The sequence below is a fragment of the Bifidobacterium sp. LH_426 genome, assembly GCF_056356875.1.
Window position 1 is genome coordinate 50,157 of the sequence record NZ_JBKEVB010000006.1, and the last position, 15,843, is coordinate 65,999.

At 67.6% G+C, this 15,843-nt stretch carries 12 protein-coding genes and 5 tRNA genes; 8 read left to right on the forward strand and 9 right to left on the reverse strand.

Features of this window, described 5'->3' with window-relative positions:
• Nucleotides 1-45: 45 nt before the first annotated feature.
• The 6 genes from AC1AYD_RS07360 to AC1AYD_RS07385 all read right to left on the reverse strand — a co-directional run bounded on the left by AC1AYD_RS07360 (nt 46) and on the right by AC1AYD_RS07385 (nt 1,566).
• Nucleotides 46-429, reverse strand: a complete 384-nt coding sequence (locus AC1AYD_RS07360; protein WP_476544889.1) for a M23 family metallopeptidase — start codon at nt 427-429, stop codon at nt 46-48.
• Between the two features lie 623 nt (nt 430-1,052).
• Nucleotides 1,053-1,128: transfer RNA gene (locus AC1AYD_RS07365), tRNA-Gly, on the reverse strand.
• 31 nt (nt 1,129-1,159) lie between these two features.
• Nucleotides 1,160-1,232, reverse strand: a tRNA-Val gene (locus AC1AYD_RS07370).
• 43 nt (nt 1,233-1,275) lie between these two features.
• Nucleotides 1,276-1,350: transfer RNA gene (locus AC1AYD_RS07375), tRNA-Val, on the reverse strand.
• 44 nt (nt 1,351-1,394) lie between these two features.
• Nucleotides 1,395-1,465, reverse strand: a tRNA-Cys gene (locus AC1AYD_RS07380).
• Between the two features lie 28 nt (nt 1,466-1,493).
• Nucleotides 1,494-1,566, reverse strand: a tRNA-Gly gene (locus AC1AYD_RS07385).
• 215 nt (nt 1,567-1,781) lie between these two features.
• Between AC1AYD_RS07385 and AC1AYD_RS07390 the strand changes: the two genes are divergently transcribed.
• A complete protein-coding gene (locus AC1AYD_RS07390; protein WP_476544890.1) occupies nt 1,782-2,636 on the forward strand; it encodes a PAC2 family protein in 855 nt (284 codons plus the stop codon).
• A gap of 54 nt (nt 2,637-2,690) precedes the next feature.
• Here the strand turns inward: AC1AYD_RS07390 and AC1AYD_RS07395 are convergent, their stop codons facing one another.
• Nucleotides 2,691-3,482 (reverse strand): fructosamine kinase family protein, encoded by a 792-nt coding sequence (locus AC1AYD_RS07395; RefSeq protein WP_476544891.1) that lies wholly within the window; start codon nt 3,480-3,482, stop codon nt 2,691-2,693.
• A 188-nt stretch (nt 3,483-3,670) separates the two neighbouring features.
• Here AC1AYD_RS07395 and AC1AYD_RS07400 point away from each other — a divergent pair, with 188 nt between their 5' ends.
• Nucleotides 3,671-4,591 (forward strand): undecaprenyl-diphosphate phosphatase, encoded by a 921-nt coding sequence (locus tag AC1AYD_RS07400; protein WP_476544892.1) that lies wholly within the window; start codon nt 3,671-3,673, stop codon nt 4,589-4,591.
• Between the two features lie 157 nt (nt 4,592-4,748).
• Here the strand turns inward: AC1AYD_RS07400 and dnaJ are convergent, their stop codons facing one another.
• Together dnaJ and hrcA are read right to left on the reverse strand one after the other, a co-directional pair.
• Nucleotides 4,749-5,909, reverse strand: a complete 1,161-nt coding sequence (gene dnaJ, locus AC1AYD_RS07405) for a molecular chaperone DnaJ (protein WP_476544893.1) — start codon at nt 5,907-5,909, stop codon at nt 4,749-4,751.
• 65 nt (nt 5,910-5,974) lie between these two features.
• A complete protein-coding gene (gene hrcA, locus AC1AYD_RS07410; protein WP_476544894.1) occupies nt 5,975-7,192 on the reverse strand; it encodes a heat-inducible transcriptional repressor HrcA in 1,218 nt (405 codons plus the stop codon).
• A 398-nt stretch (nt 7,193-7,590) separates the two neighbouring features.
• Between hrcA and tkt the strand changes: the two genes are divergently transcribed.
• From tkt to AC1AYD_RS07440, 6 genes are all read left to right on the forward strand, one after another.
• Complete coding sequence (gene tkt, locus AC1AYD_RS07415; RefSeq protein WP_476502378.1) at nt 7,591-9,699, forward strand: transketolase; 2,109 nt, start codon at nt 7,591-7,593, stop codon at nt 9,697-9,699.
• Nucleotides 9,700-9,809: 110 nt separating this feature from the next.
• Nucleotides 9,810-10,913 carry a transaldolase gene (tal, locus tag AC1AYD_RS07420; RefSeq protein ID WP_476502377.1) on the forward strand — a complete coding sequence of 368 codons (1,104 nt, stop codon included), beginning with the start codon at nt 9,810-9,812 and terminating at the stop codon, nt 10,911-10,913.
• Between the two features lie 218 nt (nt 10,914-11,131).
• Nucleotides 11,132-12,484 carry a branched-chain amino acid transport system II carrier protein gene (gene brnQ, locus AC1AYD_RS07425; protein WP_476544895.1) on the forward strand — a complete coding sequence of 451 codons (1,353 nt, stop codon included), beginning with the start codon at nt 11,132-11,134 and terminating at the stop codon, nt 12,482-12,484.
• Between the two features lie 69 nt (nt 12,485-12,553).
• Nucleotides 12,554-14,161, forward strand: coding sequence for an aminopeptidase P family protein (locus AC1AYD_RS07430; RefSeq protein WP_476532935.1), 1,608 nt, complete (start codon nt 12,554-12,556; stop codon nt 14,159-14,161).
• The gene (locus tag AC1AYD_RS07435) at nt 14,158-14,679 is read left to right on the forward strand and encodes an NUDIX hydrolase (RefSeq protein ID WP_476544896.1); all 522 of its coding nucleotides are present in this window, start codon (nt 14,158-14,160) and stop codon (nt 14,677-14,679) included. Before AC1AYD_RS07430 ends, AC1AYD_RS07435 begins: the two co-directional genes overlap by 4 nt.
• Nucleotides 14,676-15,761 (forward strand): ROK family protein, encoded by a 1,086-nt coding sequence (locus tag AC1AYD_RS07440; RefSeq protein WP_476544897.1) that lies wholly within the window; start codon nt 14,676-14,678, stop codon nt 15,759-15,761. Before AC1AYD_RS07435 ends, AC1AYD_RS07440 begins: the two co-directional genes overlap by 4 nt.
• The last annotated feature ends 82 nt before the right edge of the window (nt 15,762-15,843 follow it).

The window sequence follows — 15,843 nt, forward strand, 5'->3', positions numbered from 1 at the left end:
GCTGTGTCGTCACCGATTGTACCGTGCGTCCGTACGGTGCGACGGTCATTCCACCGGTTTGAGCGCGATGCGCCTGGGCCCGGCCAGCGTCTCGGGATCGAGGTAGTCCTCGCCGCGTCTGACGCCCCAGTGCAGGCAGGCCCCGTCGCAATGGTCCGAGCGCGCGCCCACCTCGCCGAACGGCTCGTCGCGGATGGTCCGCGCCCCGACGGGCAGGTCCGTGACGGCCGGTTCGAAGGTGAGCGTCAGTCCGTCGTGCCGGACGCTCACCACCTGTTTGCCCGCCACCGTTCCGGCGAACGAGACGACGCCGTCGGCGGGCGCAAGCAGTTCGTCGTGTTCCGCGGCCGCGAGATCGATGCCGCGATGGCCGGGCAGCCATGGCCGATCGGGGGCGTCGAACGCCTGCAAACGCTCGGCGCGGCGCAATGGCCATGACAGCGTCCGGCGGCATTTCCCGTCCGCATCGGCTCCGATCCCCTGCGCCAGCGCGACGTTCCGGTTCCGGACGGTTCCGGACGGTTCCGCCATCGTGGATACGGTCTCCATGCCGGTCGCGCACCATGCCGTCATGACGCCGGTCCCGGATATGGTCCGGTCCGTCGGACGCCCGACCGCGACGGCGTCCCGGCGGACCGCGTCGGCGGCGGGCAGGAACGTCACGATGGCGATGGCGGCCACCGCGATGAGCCGCATCCGGATCTCCCGGCGGCGTTCGGCGAGGCGTCGTCGTCTCCTGGCCATCACCGCGCGTCTGCGCCGTACGGCGCGTCGTGCTCCGTCATTCTGTCGCCATCGCCCGTCCATGTCGGCTCCTCATCATCGGCATCGTCATCCGGCCGATGCCGGATATCCGTCATCACCAACGATGACGCGGCGGACGGGTCCGGGTCCAGCCGTACGGGGAATGTGGATAGAGCCCCCGGAAATCTTCACAATCGCCCGCGGACCGTGGGTGCCGGATACGGGCGGCCGGGGAGGAGATGCAGGAGATGTCCGGAATACGCATGCCCGGAATACGAAAGAACCCCGCACGATGGCGGGGTCCGGGATGGAGCGGACAACGGGACTCGAACCCGCGGTCTCAACCTTGGCAAGGTTGCGCTTTACCAACTAAGCTATGTCCGCATAGAATCCCGCCGTGAGAAGCGGGATTCAGTGGGCGATGTAGGAATCGAACCTACGACCCCTTCGGTGTGAACGAAGTGCGCTAGCCGCTGCGCCAATCGCCCGAATCGCTTCGGTATTCAGTTATCAGGCCGAATCACTTCGGCATGGTGGGCGATACAAGATTCGAACTTGTGACCCCTTCCGTGTCAGGGAAGTGCGCTACCTCTGCGCCAACCGCCCGGGCCTGCATCCAGCAGTCGACCGAATCGCTTCGGTTCGCTGAGAGGTGGGTACGAGAGTCGAACTCGTCTATACGGCTTTGCAGGCCGCTGCCTAACCGCTTGGCTAACCCACCGTAAGGTCGTCAACTCATCGGACCTTAGAGCGGACAACGGGACTCGAACCCGCGGTCTCAACCTTGGCAAGGTTGCGCTTTACCAACTAAGCTATGTCCGCATTTGGCCTTGGGGATTTCTCCCCGCCGAAGCACGAGTCACTACTATATCCATCCGCGGGCGAATTGCAAACACGGCGTGTCGCGGTTGCGCCGCACCCGCCTCCGGTTCGGCGTCGAGCACCGGAGAACGGCGGGATTCCGCCCCTGCACGCCCATGGCGAACAGCGGGCGAATACGCGTTCGGGCGGCATCGGCCACCGCTATTGTGGAAGGCATGAGCGAGGAACGGGATCCGCGGCAGAGCGTCATGCTCGCCGCCTTCGAAGGGTGGAACGACGCATGCCAGGCGGCGACCAACGTCATCCGGCATCTGCTGGGCCGCTACGAGGCGCGCGAGATACGCCACATCAGCTGCGACGGCTATTACGACTACCAGGTGTCCAGACCGATGCTGTGCCGGGTCACCGGACGGCCGCGCATCATCTGGCCCCAGACCACGTTCTACGAGATCGCGCTCTCCCCCGACCGCCGCATCTACGCCCAGATCGCGCCGGAACCGAACTACCGTTGGCGCGAGTACTGCCGGCAGAGCCTGCATATCGCCGACGAGTTCGACGTCGACCGCATCGTCACGCTCGGCTCGATGTACGCCGACTGCCCCCACACCCGTCCCCTTCCGATCGACGTCTCCCACGACCTCGACGGATGCGGCAGCAGCTGCGACTGCGGTGCGAACGACGGCGAGGGCGGGTACAGCGGCCCCGTCGGCATCCCCACCGTATTGGACGACATGGCCCGGGAGCAGTCGTTCGACACCACGTCGATGTGGGTGTCCGTCCCCCAGTACACCGGCAACGACGATTGCGCGCCCGCCACGCTCGCCCTGTTGCGCCGCCTCGGCGAGGAGCTCGGCTGCGACCTCGACGAGGGCGATCTGCCGTCGCGGGCGGACGAGTGGAAGGCGAAGGCCTCGATGCTGCTCAGATGCAGCGACCAGCTGGCCGACTACGTGCACCATCTCGAACAGCAATGGGACCGCGCGGAGGCGGCGCGCGCGGCCGCCTCCGAGAACCCCGGTCAGGCGGAACGGCTCGTGAGGGAGACGGAGGATTTCCTCAGGAACCTGTGACCGGCGGCGTCCGACCGACAGGAACGCCGCCGTCCGACCCGCGTTCAGCCGCGTTCACCCCAGCAGGGAACGGCACATGGAGCGGTATTCGCCCACGTAGCCGCCGCCGAAAAACACGCAGTGGCCGGCGATCGGGTACAGACGCCACAGGGTCATACGCTCCTGCCAGCCGGCCTTGAGCGGATGGACGCCCTGATAGCCGTCGAGGATGTCACGCAGATAGGTCATGCCGAACAGTCCGAGCATGGCGAGGTCCTCCTCGCGGTGGCCGCCGTGCGCCGCCGGGTCGATGAGCACCGCCTCGCTGTAGCCGCGATCGGCGGTCCACATCACGTTGCCGCTCCACAGGTCGCCGTGCACACGCGCCGGCTTGTCCGAGGCGGCGCGGCCGAGCAGGTCGGGCATCGCGTCGATGACCTGTTCGGTGAGCGCCATATCCGATTCGTCGAGTTCGCCGCGGCGGATGCCGAGCTCCACCATCGGGCGGAGACGGCCTTCCGCATAGTAGGAGACCGGATCGTCCCATTTGCCGGTGTCCATCGGCACCGGGTCCTGCAGCGGGCCGAAATAACAGGTGCCGTCGTACCCGGCCGGCGCGGAGCCGAAATGCGGGGCGCCCGCGTCATGCATGCGTGCGAGCGCCGCGCCGAAGTCATGCGCCGCCTTGACGGTGGGCATCGCGGAATGGACCTTCTCGATGTCGAGATGGTCGTCGCCCCAGCCGATCACCTGCACGACGCGGGGGCCTCCCTGCGGCATCGCCTCGCCGAGCCATTCGAGGCCCCTCCCCTCGCATTCGAAGAACCCCTTCGGGGCGTATCCCCTGCTCTTGCGGTACGTATCCATGAATTCGCTCCTTCGTTGACGGGCCCGCGGCCCTGGTCCTCGCCCAATTGTGGCCTCATTGTGTGCATTGTGCAAGACATCATCCGCGATGCGCCATGCATGAGTGCGGTCTTAGACCCCTATGAGTACAGTGGTCTTCGCAATTGACGAACATCGCAATACCCGAGTTCTAGAGGTTAGAGGGGTTTATGAATTTCTTCCAAGCGATTTTCCTCGGTCTCGTCCAGGCGCTGACCGAATACCTGCCGGTGTCCTCCAGCGCGCATATCCGCATCATCGGCGACCTGATGATCGGCTCCGATCCGGGCGCCGCGTTCACAGCCATCATCCAGCTGGGCACGGAGCTCGCCGTGATCCTGTACTACCGCAAGGACATCATCCGCATCCTCGGCGCGTGGTTCGGCTCGCTGTTCGGCCGTGAGGGCAAGGACTGGAAGTCCCGTCTGGGCGCGAAGAACCCGGACACGCAGATGGGCTGGTTCATCATCATCGGCACGATGCCGATCCTCATCGCGGGCCTGCTGTTCAAGAATGTGATCGAGACGACGCTGCGCAACCTGTGGATCACCGTCACCGTGCTTGCCGTGTTCGGCGTACTGCTGTGGATCTTCGACAGCCGCGCCAAGCAGGTCAAGACGATGAACCAGATGACCGCCAAGGACGCGCTGATCTTCGGCGTCGGCCAGATGCTGGCGCTCATCCCGGGCGTCTCCCGCTCCGGTGGCACCATCACGTTCGGCCGCGCCATGGGCTACACCCGCGAGGCCGCCGTGCGCGTGAGCTTCCTCATGGCGATCCCCGCCGTGTTCGGCGCGGGCATCCTGGAGGCCGTCTCCGCGGTGAAGGACGTCAGCGCCTGCGAGGCCACGAAGGCCGCGGACGCCTGCGCCGCGATCGGCGGCGCCGCCTGGCCGGGCTGGGGCCCGACCATCGCGGCCACGATCGTCGCGTTCTTCGTCGGCTACATCGTGATCATCGGCTTCCTGAAGTTCGTGAGCACCTTCTCCTACAAGGCGTTCGCCATCTACCGCATCGGCCTGGCCGTGGTGGTGGCTGTCCTGCTCATCGCCGGCGTCCTGCCGGCCATCGACCCGTCCGTGGCCGGCTGACCTCGCCTCCGCCGATTCACGCGGCGGACGGATGGCATGACGAAGGCCCCGTTGCGTGGTTCATGGGAATGAACCACGCAACGGGGCCTTCGTCGTAGGGCACGGCCGGGACGGACTACCGGCGGCGGAACAGCCGCCGTAGCCGTCGAAGCGCTCTTCAGCCCAACGCGTCCTTCAATTTGCTGAAGAAGCCCTTCCTGCCGGACTGGCCGCCGGTGGAGGGACGGGAGCTCTGCGCCACGTGGGTGGCGTCGCCGTCGTGCGAGGAGGCGAACCGCTCGATGAGGGAGCGCTCCTCGTCGTTGAGCTTGGTGGGGATCTCAACGGCGATATGCGCGATCAGGTCGCCGCGCTCCCCCTGCTCGCGCATGCGGGTCACGCCGAGGCCCTTCAGTGTGACGGTGTCCTCGGGCTGGCAGCCGGCCGGGACGGTCACGGTCTGCTCGCCGTCGAACGTGTCGATGGTGAGCTCGTGGCCGAGCACGGCCCAGCTCATCGGCACGCGCACCCAGCAGTGCAGGTCGTCGCCGTCGCGGGTGAACTGCTTGTTCGAACGGATGCGGATGTCCACGTACAGGTCGCCGGCCGGGCCGCCGCCCTCGCCGACCTCGCCCTGTCCGGCGAGGCGGATGCGCGAATCGTCGCCGATACCGGCGGGCACCTTGACGCCCACGTTGCGGGTGACGCGGACACGGCCGTGGCCCATGCACGAGGAGCACGGCTTGGAGATCACGTCGCCGTGGCCCTCGCAGCGCTCGCACGGCGCGGAGGTCATCATCTGGCCGAGCATCGTGCGCACGACCTTCTGGCGGTGGCCGCTGCCGTGGCAATCGGGGCAGGGGACCGGCTTCGAGCCGTCGGCGGACCCGGAGCCCGAACAGTCGGGGCACAGGCCGAACGTGGTGATGCGCACCTGCTCGGTGCCGCCGAACACGGCGGTCTTCAGGTCGATGGTCATGCTGGCGAGCGCGTCGCGGCCGGGCTGGGTGCGCGGGGTGGGCCCCTGCGAGCCGCCGCCGAACGCGCCGCCGAAGAACGTGCTGAACACGTCGCCCATGTCCCCCATGCCGCCGAAGCCGCCGGCGCCGAACCCCGCGGAGGAGTTCGGGTCGTTCGGGTCGATGCCGGAGTCGTACATGCGGCGCTTGTCGGGGTCGCTCAGCACCTCGTAGGCGTTGTTGACCTCCTTGAACTTGTCCTCGAATTCGGGGCCGGCGATGTCGGGATGGTATTTGCGGCTCATCCGGCGGTACGCCTTCTTGATCTCGTCGTCGCTCGCGCCGCGCTCGACGCCCAGCACCTCGTAGTAGTCTGCCACGGTTCGTTCGTTCCTTTATGCCTGTATCTTGTGTTGCTAGCGGGTTATTGTGCCATAAGGAGGGGTCAGCGCGACCGGTCGTCGGCGGCCGGCGAAACCCCCTGTCCGGCGTCCGGAGGCGGATCGGGACGCGAGGGTTCGCCGTTGGCGAGGAACGCGGTCAGGTACCTCGCGACGGCCCGCACGGCGGCGATGGTGTTCGCGTAGTCCATGTGGGTGGGACCGATGGATCCGACGAAGGCGACCGGCTCGCCGCCGGGTCCGTGGACGGCGGCCGTCAGGCGCGGGACGCCGCCGTCCTCCGTCGTCCGCATCCCGCCGTCGCCGTCGGGGCCGGCAGCGTCCGTCGACGCGTCGTCGCCCGTCTCGGTCCTGCCGTAGCCGCTGGTGACGACGGCGGCGTGGAGCAGGCCCGGCGTGTGCGTTTCGGATCCGATGGCCACGCCGACGCCGTCGCCGCGCGCCGTCTCCTCGCTCAACGCGCTCATCAGCCGCATCAGCACGACCTGTTCCTCCAGAGCGTCGAACAGGGGCGCGAGATCGGCCATGGTGCGCTGCTGGTGGGCGAGACTGGACGCGCCGGACATGTACAGTTCGCTGCCGCACTCGTCGTCGTGCATGACCGCGAACGCCTGCGCGAGCTGACCGGCGAGCGCGGCGACGGTGTGGAAGCGCCGGTCGGCGCCGAGCGCGCGGATTCGCTGCGCCGCCTGTGCGAGCGACATCCCGCCGCATTCGGCGTTGACGGTGTCGGTGAACAGCCCGAGCAGTTCGGACGACGGCATGTCGGGCACGGCTATCGTGTGTTGCGCGACACGCCCGGTGTCGGTGATGACGACGGCGAGCAACGTAGCGGTCGCGACGGGCACCAGCTCCACGTGGCGCAGCATGGAGCGCGCGAGCGACGGCGAGGCGACGACGGCCACCTGGCCGGTGATGCGCGCGAGCAGCCGCGCGGCGCGCTGCAGCGTGTCCTGCAGGCTCGCCGAGCCGGACAGGAAGCTGTCGATGCCGCGGCGCTGCGCGCCGGACAGGGGCACGACGGTGGCGAGACGGTCCACGAAATAGCGGTAGCCCTTCTCCGTGGGCACGCGCCCGGCCGACGTATGCGGCTGGATGAGGTAGCCCTCCTCCTCGAGCGCGGCCATATCGTTGCGCACGGTGGCGGAGCTGACCCCCAGATCGTGCTGTCTGGTGAGCGAGGCCGAACCGACCGGCTCCTGGGAGCGGATATAGTCCTCGACGACGGCGCGCAGGACCACCATGCGTCTCGTCTGCGGCATGCACGCCTCCTTCGTTACGTACCCGGCGGGCACATTTCATCCATCATTCATGTCGTGTTCCGCGGCGCTTCATGCAGCAGCCGAGGACACGGCGCGACACGCGCATGCGGGGCCTCGGCGGGCCCTCCGATCGCCTCGGGAGGCGCCGGGAACGGCTCTCCGCACGCGTCATCGCGGTATTCCATTGTATTAGCACTCCCCCGTTTCGACTGCTAATCCGTTCGTCGCCAGCGTAGCGACACATATTGTGAACGCTAACAGAACAGAAGTTACCAAAACACGCCAAAATCACAACGCTACGTCGCGAAATGAAGGTAGCATGGGTAACGCAATGTGAGGGCGACAGCGCCCGGCACAAGCCGGATACGCGGCCCGACCAAGCGGAAGGAAAGACATCCATGACCGAATTCAAGGAGACCGAGCTGGACGAGCGCGCCATCAAGATGGCCAAGGTCCTGTCGGCCGACGCGGTTGAGAACGCCGGTTCCGGCCACCCCGGTTCCCCCGTTTCCCTGGCGCCCGTCGCCTACACCCTGTACCAGCACTTCATCAAGCATGATCCGAACGATCCCAACTGGGAGGGTCGCGACCGCTTCATTCTTTCCGGCGGCCACGCCTCCCTCACCCAGTACGTCCAGCTGTACTTCTCCGGCTACGGCGTGACCCTGGACGACCTCAAGCACTTCCGCGGCGGCGCCGACACCCGCACCCCGGGCCACCCCGAGTACGGCCTGACCCCGGGCATCGAGATGACCACCGGCCCGCTGGGCCAGGGCTTCGCCTCCGCCATCGGCTTCGCGTACGGCGAGCGCTTCCAGCGCGGCCTGCTCGACCCGAACACCCCGAAGGAAGAGTCCCCGTTCTACCACAAGATCTGGGCCATCTGCGGCGAAGGCGACATCGAGGAGGGCATCTCCGGCGAGGCCGCCGCCCTGGCCGCCAACCAGAAGCTCGGCAACCTGACCGTGATCTTCGACGCCAACCGCATCCAGATCGAAGGCGACACCAACCTGGTGCTCGCCGAGGACGTGCTCAAGCGCTTCCAGTCCTACGGCTGGTACACCGACGAGTTCAGCTTCATCCAGCCCGACGGCTCCTACAAGGAGGACGTCGAGGGCCTGGCCGACGTCATCGCCAAGGCCGAGGCCGCCGCCCCGGACCAGCCGAAGCTCATCAAGGTCCACTCCCTGATCGCCTGGCCGACCCCGGGCAAGACCAACGATCCGTCCTCCCACGGCTCCAAGCTGGGCGCCGAGGCCGTCGCCGGCCTCAAGAAGCTGCTCGGCTACGATCCGGAGGAGAGCTTCCACGTCGACGAGGAGGCGCTCGCCCACGCCCGCAAGGTCGCCGAGCGCGGCCTCGAGGCCCACAAGGAGTGGGACGAGAAGTTCGACGCCTGGCGCAAGGCCAACCCGGACAAGGCCGCCCTGTACGACCGTCTGAAGGCCGGCGAGCTGCCGGAGGGCTTCGACAAGGCCATCGACGACCTCGAGGCCACCTTCGAGGTCGGCAAGTCCGTCGCCACCCGTGGCGCCTCGGGCTCCGTCCTCAACGCTATCGCGGCCGTCATGCCGGAACTGTGGGGCGGCTCCGCCGACCTCGGCGGCTCCAACAAGACCGATCTCAAGGGCGCCGCCACCTTCGCGCCCGAGGAGTGCGCCACCAAGCAGTGGCCGGTCTGCAACGAGTTCGGCCGCCAGCTGCACTTCGGCGTGCGCGAGTTCGCCATGGGCTGCATCACCAACGGCATCCTGCTCGGCTCCCACACCCGTCCGTTCGGCGGCACGTTCTTCATGTTCTCCGACTACGAGCGCTCCGCCGTCCGTCTGGCCGCGCTGATGGAGATCCCGAACCTGTACGTCTGGACGCACGATTCCGTCGCCGTCGGCGAGGATGGCCCGACCCACCAGCCGATCGAGCACCTGGCCTCCTTCCGCGCCATGCCGCAGCTCGAGGTCGTCCGCCCGGCCGACGCCTTCGAGACCGCCGAGGCCTACCGCTACTTCTTCGAGAAGAAGAACACGCTGCCGACCGCCATGGTGCTGTCCCGCCAGGGTCTGCCGGTGCTCGCCGAGACCGCCGCCAAGGCCAAGGACGGCGTGCGCAAGGGCGCCTACGTCCTGGTCGATACCGAGGGCACCCCGGACGTCATCCTGCTGGCCACCGGTTCCGAGGTCCAGCTGGCCGTCTCCGCCGCCAAGACCCTGGCCGGCGAGGGCGTCAAGGCCCGCGTGGTCTCCGTCCCGTCGCTCGAGTGGTTCGAGGAGCAGGACGCCGAGTACAAGGAGGCCGTGCTGCCGGCCGCCGTCAAGGCCCGCGTCTCCGTCGAGGCCGGCGTTGCGATGCCGTGGTACAAGTACCTCGGCTCCTACGGCAAGCCCGTCTCCATCGAGCAGTTCGGCCTGCAGGGCTCCGGCTCGCAGAACCTCATCGACCTCGGCATCACCGCCGAGCACGTGGTCGAGGCCGCCAAGGCCTCCATCGCGGAAGTCGAAGCCGCCAAGTGATCCGGCGGGTGCCGCCGCCCACGAACGACGTGGGCGGCGGCACCCCTCCCCCAATCAGATTCAAGATTTGTTCCATGCGAAAGCGGCATGGAATGTTAGGAAGGAACACAATGACTGAAGCAACTCAGCGTACGTCCGACAACGGCGTCTCCATCTGGCTGGACGACCTGTCCCGCTCCCGCATCGAGTCCGGCTCCCTGCAGGACCTCATCGCCAACAAGAACGTCGTCGGCGTCACCACCAACCCGTCCATCTTCCAGAAGGCCCTGAGCCAGGTCGGCCCGTACGACGCGCAGCTCAAGGAGCTCGGCAAGGTCGACGTCGAGACCGCCGTGCGCGAGCTCACCACCACCGACGTGCGCAACGCCACCGACATCTTCCGTGAGATCGCCGAGAAGACCGACTTCGTCGACGGCCGCGTGTCCATCGAGGTCGACCCGCGTCTGGCCCACGAGACCGAGGCCACCGAGAAGCAGGCCGTCGAGCTGTGGGAGAAGGTCAACCGTCCGAACGCGATGATCAAGATTCCGGCGACCCTCGAGGGCCTGCCGGCCATCACCGCCACCCTGGCCAAGGGCATCTCCGTCAACGTCACCCTGATCTTCTCGCTCGAGCGCTACGAGCAGGTCATCGACGCCTACATCGAGGGCATCGCCCAGGCCGCCGCCAACGGCCACGACCTCAAGCACATCGGCTCCGTCGCCTCCTTCTTCGTCTCCCGCGTGGACACCGCGGTCGACAAGCTGCTGGAAGCCAACGGCTCCGATGAGGCCAAGGCTCTCGAGGGCAAGGCCGCCGTCGCCAACGCGCGCCTCGCCTACGAGCTGTTCGAGAAGAAGTTCGCCTCCGATCCGCGCTGGGCCGAGCTGGCCGCCAAGGGCGCCAAGGTCCAGCGTCCGCTCTGGGCCTCCACCGGCACCAAGAACCCGGCCTACTCCGACTGCAAGTACGTCGATGAGCTCGTCGCGAAGCACATCGTCAACACCATGCCGGAGAAGACCCTGAACGCGCTGGCCGACCACGGCAACGGCGCCCCGTCCATCGAGGGCACCTACGAGGAGTCCCACGCCATCATCAACAAGCTGGCCGAGCTGGGCATCAACCTCAAGGACGTCACCGACAAGCTCGAGGCCGACGGCGTCGCCGCCTTCATCAAGTCCTGGGATTCGGTCCTCGCCGACGTGCAGTCCGGCATCGACCGCGTCAACGGCTGAGACAGGCGCATCGTGCGGACGCCCACGCGTCCACATAACGGCTGAATAGCTGGAACCACAAGGCTCCCGACCGCATGGCCGGGAGCCTTTGCGTATATGGTGGGCACTCGGAAGACGCGTCGGGCGCACCCTATGGAAACGGCCCGCCCGACGCCGCACGATACGACACGACACGACGTCCGGAGACGGACCGACCGGAGCGAAGGAGGCCCACCCTCATGCATCTGACCGCAAGGCAACGTCTGGTGATGACGTTCACGTTCTTCTCGATGTTCTTCGGGGCGGGCAACCTCATCTTCCCGCCGTTCGTCGGCGCGCAGGCGGGCTCCGCCATCGTGCCGGCCGGCGTCGGGTTCATCGTCTCCGCGGTCGGCCTGCCGATCCTCGGCGTCATCGCCGTCACCTTCGCCGGCGGCTTCGACGCGCTCGCCTCGCGCGTCTCCCCCGGGTTCTCCCTCTTCCTCGGACTTGCGATCATCCTCACCATCGGCCCGTGCTTCGCGATCCCACGCACCGCGACCACCTCGTTTGAGATGATGGTGGCACCGTTCGCGTCCGGCTCCTCCAAATGGATGGCGCAGCTCGCCTATTCGTTCGTGTTCTTCGCGCTGGCGTTCCTCTTCGCCCAGCACCCCGAACGCCTGTCCAAGGTGCTGGGACGCTTCATGGGCCCGCTGCTGCTCGCGCTCATCGTCATCCTGTTCGTCGCCTGTCTCGTCCACGGCGGCGTCGCACCGCATCCGAGCGGCGACTACGCGATGAACCAGATGGCCCGAGGCTTCCTCGACGGCTATCAGACGATGGATCTGCTCGCCGCCCTGTACTTCGGCATTGTCATCTCGGCGAACATCCGCGCCCAGAGCGTCGACGACGAGAACGAGGTGCGCCGCGAGACCGCGTTCGCCGGTCTCGGCACCGGCGTGCTGCTCGTGCTCATCTACGGCGCGCTGAGCTACGTGGGCGTCGTGTCGGGAGGCATCACGGCGATTGACTCCACGACGGACACGGGCGCGACCGTGCTCACCAACCTCACCTCCTCCGTGTTCGGCGCGGCCGGAACCGCGTTCCTCGGCGTCGTGTTCGTCATCGCCTGTCTCAACGTGTGCACCGGCCTGATCTGCACGTGCGCCACCTACTTCCACACGCGGTTCCGCTCCGTCGCGGGGCATGGCGTGAGCTACCGCGCATGGCAGGTGGTCTTCACCGTGTTCAGCTTCGTCGTGTCGAACGCGGGTCTGAGCGCGATCATCAAGGTCTCCGTGCCGGTGCTGTCCGCCCTCTACCCGCTCGCCATCGTGCTCGTGCTGCTCGCGCTGACGCATCGCGCGCTCGGCGCGCGCTTCCCGCGCGTCTACCAGTGGACGATCCTGCTGGTCGCCATCCCATCCGTCGCCACATGCGTCGCCTCGCTCGCCGTCGTCTTCGGCGGCTCGCTGCCGTGGCTGGACGCCACGCTTCGGCTCCTCCCGTTGCAGGAGCAGCAACTCGGCTGGCTCGTCCCCGCGGCCGTGGGCATGGCGGTGGGCGTCGTGGATTCGCTGGCCCGGAGGAGGGCCGGCGACCGTTCGTGACGCATCCCGCCCATGGCGACTACTATGAGGGTGAGTCAACGAATCCCCGATGATGAACAGGAGCGTTTCATGGGTGAAGTGGTCACCGACAAGGACAGGGAATACGAGGCCGAGGAGCGTGCGAGCGCGCCGGGCGCCGACCAGGCGATGGCCGACCGTGTGAACAACCGTTCGCTGCGTCCGCGTTCCGAGGCGTTCAAGGAGTTCATGCGCTCCGGGTGGGCGGACGACGAGCCCGACATCGAGCCGCTCGAATCCTCGAAGTTCACGCCCGCACGCCTGAAGGCCCTGGGCGCGGCGTTCCCCGGCGAGCGTCTGGTGATTCCGGCCGGACAGCCCAAGGTGCGCAACAACGACTGCGACTACATGTTCCGTCCGGACACGGCGTTCGCCTACTACACGGGTCTCGGCGTGGACTACGAGGCGGGCGCGGTGCTCGTGCTCAACCCCGTCGACCCGGATTCGCCCGAGGCGAAGGCCGGCGAGACGCATGTGCCGGAGCTGTTCGTCGCCCCGCGCGCCGACAACTCCACCACCGACTTCTTCATGAACGCGCATTACGGCGAATACTGGGTGGGTCCGCGCGCCGGCCTCAAGGAGATGACGGCGATGACCGGCATCGAGACCCATGACATCGCCCAGCTGGCCGACGCCCTGTCCAAGGACGTCGGCGGCGAGGCGGGCGCGGTGCGCGTGCGCGTCATGCGCGAGACCGACCCGCGGATCACCGCCCTCGTCGAATCCGTGCGCGAGGCGAACGGCGCGGCCGACCCGGACCGCAACGCCGCGGCGGACGACAAGCTGCACGAGTTCACGTCCGAGGCGCGCATGGTCAAGGACGCGTACGAGATCGGCGAGATGCGCAAGGCGGTGGCGGCCACGAAGGCCGGCTTCGACCGCCTGCTCTCCTCCCTGCCGAAGGCGCTCGACAAGCCGCGTTCGGAACGCATCCTCGAGGGCGCGTTCAACGCGGTGTCGCGCGAATTGGGCAACACGGTCGGCTACGATTCGATCGTCGCCTCCGGCCCGCACGCCCCGATCCTGCATTGGATGCGCAACACGGGCGTCGTGAAGAGCGGCGACATGCTGCTCGTCGACGCCGGTGTCGAGGTCGATTCGCTGTACACGGCGGACATCACCCGCACCTTCCCGACGAACGGCAGGTTCACCGATCTGCAGAAGCGCCTCTACCAGGCCGTGCTGGATTCCCAGCAGGCCGGTTTCGAGGCGGCGAAGCCGGGTGCCACGTATTCGGACATCCACCACGCCTGCATGCGCGTGATCGCCGAGCGTCTGCACGAGTGGGGCCTGCTGCCGGTGGACGTGGAGGAATCCCTCTCCCCCGAGGGCCAGCAGCATCGCCGTTGGCTCGCCTGCGGCGTGGCGCACCATCTGGGCCTCGACGTGCACGACTGCGCGCAGGCGCGTTTCGAGTCCTATCAGGGCGCGCCGATTCGTCCGGGCATGATCTTCACCATCGAGCCGGGCCTGTACTTCCGCGAGGACGATCTGCTCATCCCGCCGGAGTACCGCGGCATCGGCATCCGCATCGAGGACGACGTGCTCATGACCGAGGACGGTCCCGAATGGATCTCCGCCGGCATCCCGAAGCGAATCGACGACGTCGAGGCATGGATGCGCGAACGCGCCGAGGCCGCCGGGAAGGACCTCGCATGACCACGCCGCAGTTCATCCTCGACCTGAGAAAGAAGATCGGCCACGATCCGCTGTGGCTGATCGGCGTGACCGGTTGCGTGCTCGACGACCGGGGCCGCGTGCTGCTCGGCCGCCGTTCGGACACGGGCGAGTGGGCGATGGTGTACGGCATCAACGAGCCGGGCGAGCAACCGGCCGACACGGTGGTGCGCGAGATCAAGGAGGAGACGGGCGTGGACGCGGTCGTCACCGATTTGGTGGCGGTCACCTCGGACACACATGTCATCACCTACGCGAACGGCGACAACGCGCAGTACATGGACCATTCGTTCCTGTGCTCGCTGAAGCCGGGAGGCAACGCCGAACCGTTCGTCGGCGACGACGAAAGCCTCTCCGTCGGCTGGTTCGCCCTCGACGAGCTACCCGAGCCGCTGGCGAGGAGCACGGTGGAACGGCTGAAGCTGTTCCGCACGTATCTGGAGAACAAGGCGAAGGGAGACGCGCACGCCCTGTTCCTGTTCGCCGGCGAACGCCGATGAACCGCGCGGCGCGGGAGCGCGTCTTCAGGCTGTTGTATCCGACGGCGACGCTCTCCCGCTCCGCGCTGGGCCGGCTCGCCGGACTGTCGCGCGCCACCGTGTCCGACGTGGTCAACGACATGATCGACGAAGGCCTCATCCGGCGTACCGGACGGGAAGCGGGCTCCGACGGGAGCGGCAGGCGCGCCGCGCTGCTCGGCATCGACACGACGCGGCTATACGCGATCGGCGTCACCGTACCGTCACGGGGGTCGCGGAAGCCTTCCATCGACGGCGCGCTCACCGATCTGAGAGGCGTTCCCCGGAACCATATGGGCGTCGCCCGTCCCACGGGCCCCGGCGACAGGGGGATCGTCGACGCCGTCGCACGGCTCGTGGACCGTCTCCGCAACGACGCGGACGGCGTCCCGGTCATCGGCGTCGGCGTCGCCGTGCCCGGAACGAATGACGAGGACGAGGGGACGGCCTCCGGACTCGAGGCACGGCTCAGGACCCGGATCGAGGCGGAATCCGGCATCCCCGTGACCGTGGTCGCCGACACGGTCGCTTCCGGCACGGCCGAACGCTTCTTCGACGACGTCGGCCCGAATCTCATGCTCGTGAGATTGGACGACGGCGTCGACGCGGCGACGTTCATCGACGGCGTTCCCGTCGGCGGCGGATACGGGTCGGGCGTCCGCATCGGCCGTATCTCCCTCGATCCCGATCACGGGCTTCCCTGCCCCTGCGGCGGGCGCGGATGCCTGGAGACGATTCTCGGCGCGCCGGCGCTCAGGGAGCGTCTGGACGGAGCGGACGATTCCGGCCGGGACGCGATCCTGCGCGACGCCGGTTCGCGCCTCGGCTCCGCCATCGCCCTGACGGCGGGACTGCTCGCCCTCGACGACGTGCGCGTGCTCGGCCCCGACGATGTCGTCGGCGACGGATTCCTCGATGCGGCGCAGCAACGTCTGGACGCGATGACCTCCTCCCTGCCATGCGTGCGTACGCGTATCCGGCGATGCCGGTACGGGGCCGACGGGGTCCTGCGCGGTGCGGCCATCGCCGCGGTGCTGCGACGTCTCGCACCGTCATCGCGGTGAGTTTCCCGATGTAATAGCACTTTTCGCCGCGCGACACGCAAACGTTTTCGCAACACGCCGAACAAATCTTAATTGCGTTCAT

Bases quoted from the DNA above. Each gene is read 5' to 3' on its own strand.
- AC1AYD_RS07390 (WP_476544890.1), top strand. From the start codon at position 1,782: ATGAGCGAGGAACGGGATCCGCGGCAGAGCGTCATGCTCGCCGCCTTC.
- AC1AYD_RS07395 (WP_476544891.1), bottom strand. From the start codon at position 3,482: ATGGATACGTACCGCAAGAGCAGGGGATACGCCCCGAAGGGGTTCTTC.
- AC1AYD_RS07400 (WP_476544892.1), top strand. From the start codon at position 3,671: ATGAATTTCTTCCAAGCGATTTTCCTCGGTCTCGTCCAGGCGCTGACC.
- hrcA (WP_476544894.1), bottom strand. From the start codon at position 7,192: ATGCCGCAGACGAGACGCATGGTGGTCCTGCGCGCCGTCGTCGAGGAC.
- tkt (WP_476502378.1), top strand. From the start codon at position 7,591: ATGACCGAATTCAAGGAGACCGAGCTGGACGAGCGCGCCATCAAGATG.
- tal (WP_476502377.1), top strand. From the start codon at position 9,810: ATGACTGAAGCAACTCAGCGTACGTCCGACAACGGCGTCTCCATCTGG.
- brnQ (WP_476544895.1), top strand. From the start codon at position 11,132: ATGCATCTGACCGCAAGGCAACGTCTGGTGATGACGTTCACGTTCTTC.
- AC1AYD_RS07430 (WP_476532935.1), top strand. From the start codon at position 12,554: ATGGGTGAAGTGGTCACCGACAAGGACAGGGAATACGAGGCCGAGGAG.
- AC1AYD_RS07435 (WP_476544896.1), top strand. From the start codon at position 14,158: ATGACCACGCCGCAGTTCATCCTCGACCTGAGAAAGAAGATCGGCCAC.
- AC1AYD_RS07440 (WP_476544897.1), top strand. From the start codon at position 14,676: ATGAACCGCGCGGCGCGGGAGCGCGTCTTCAGGCTGTTGTATCCGACG.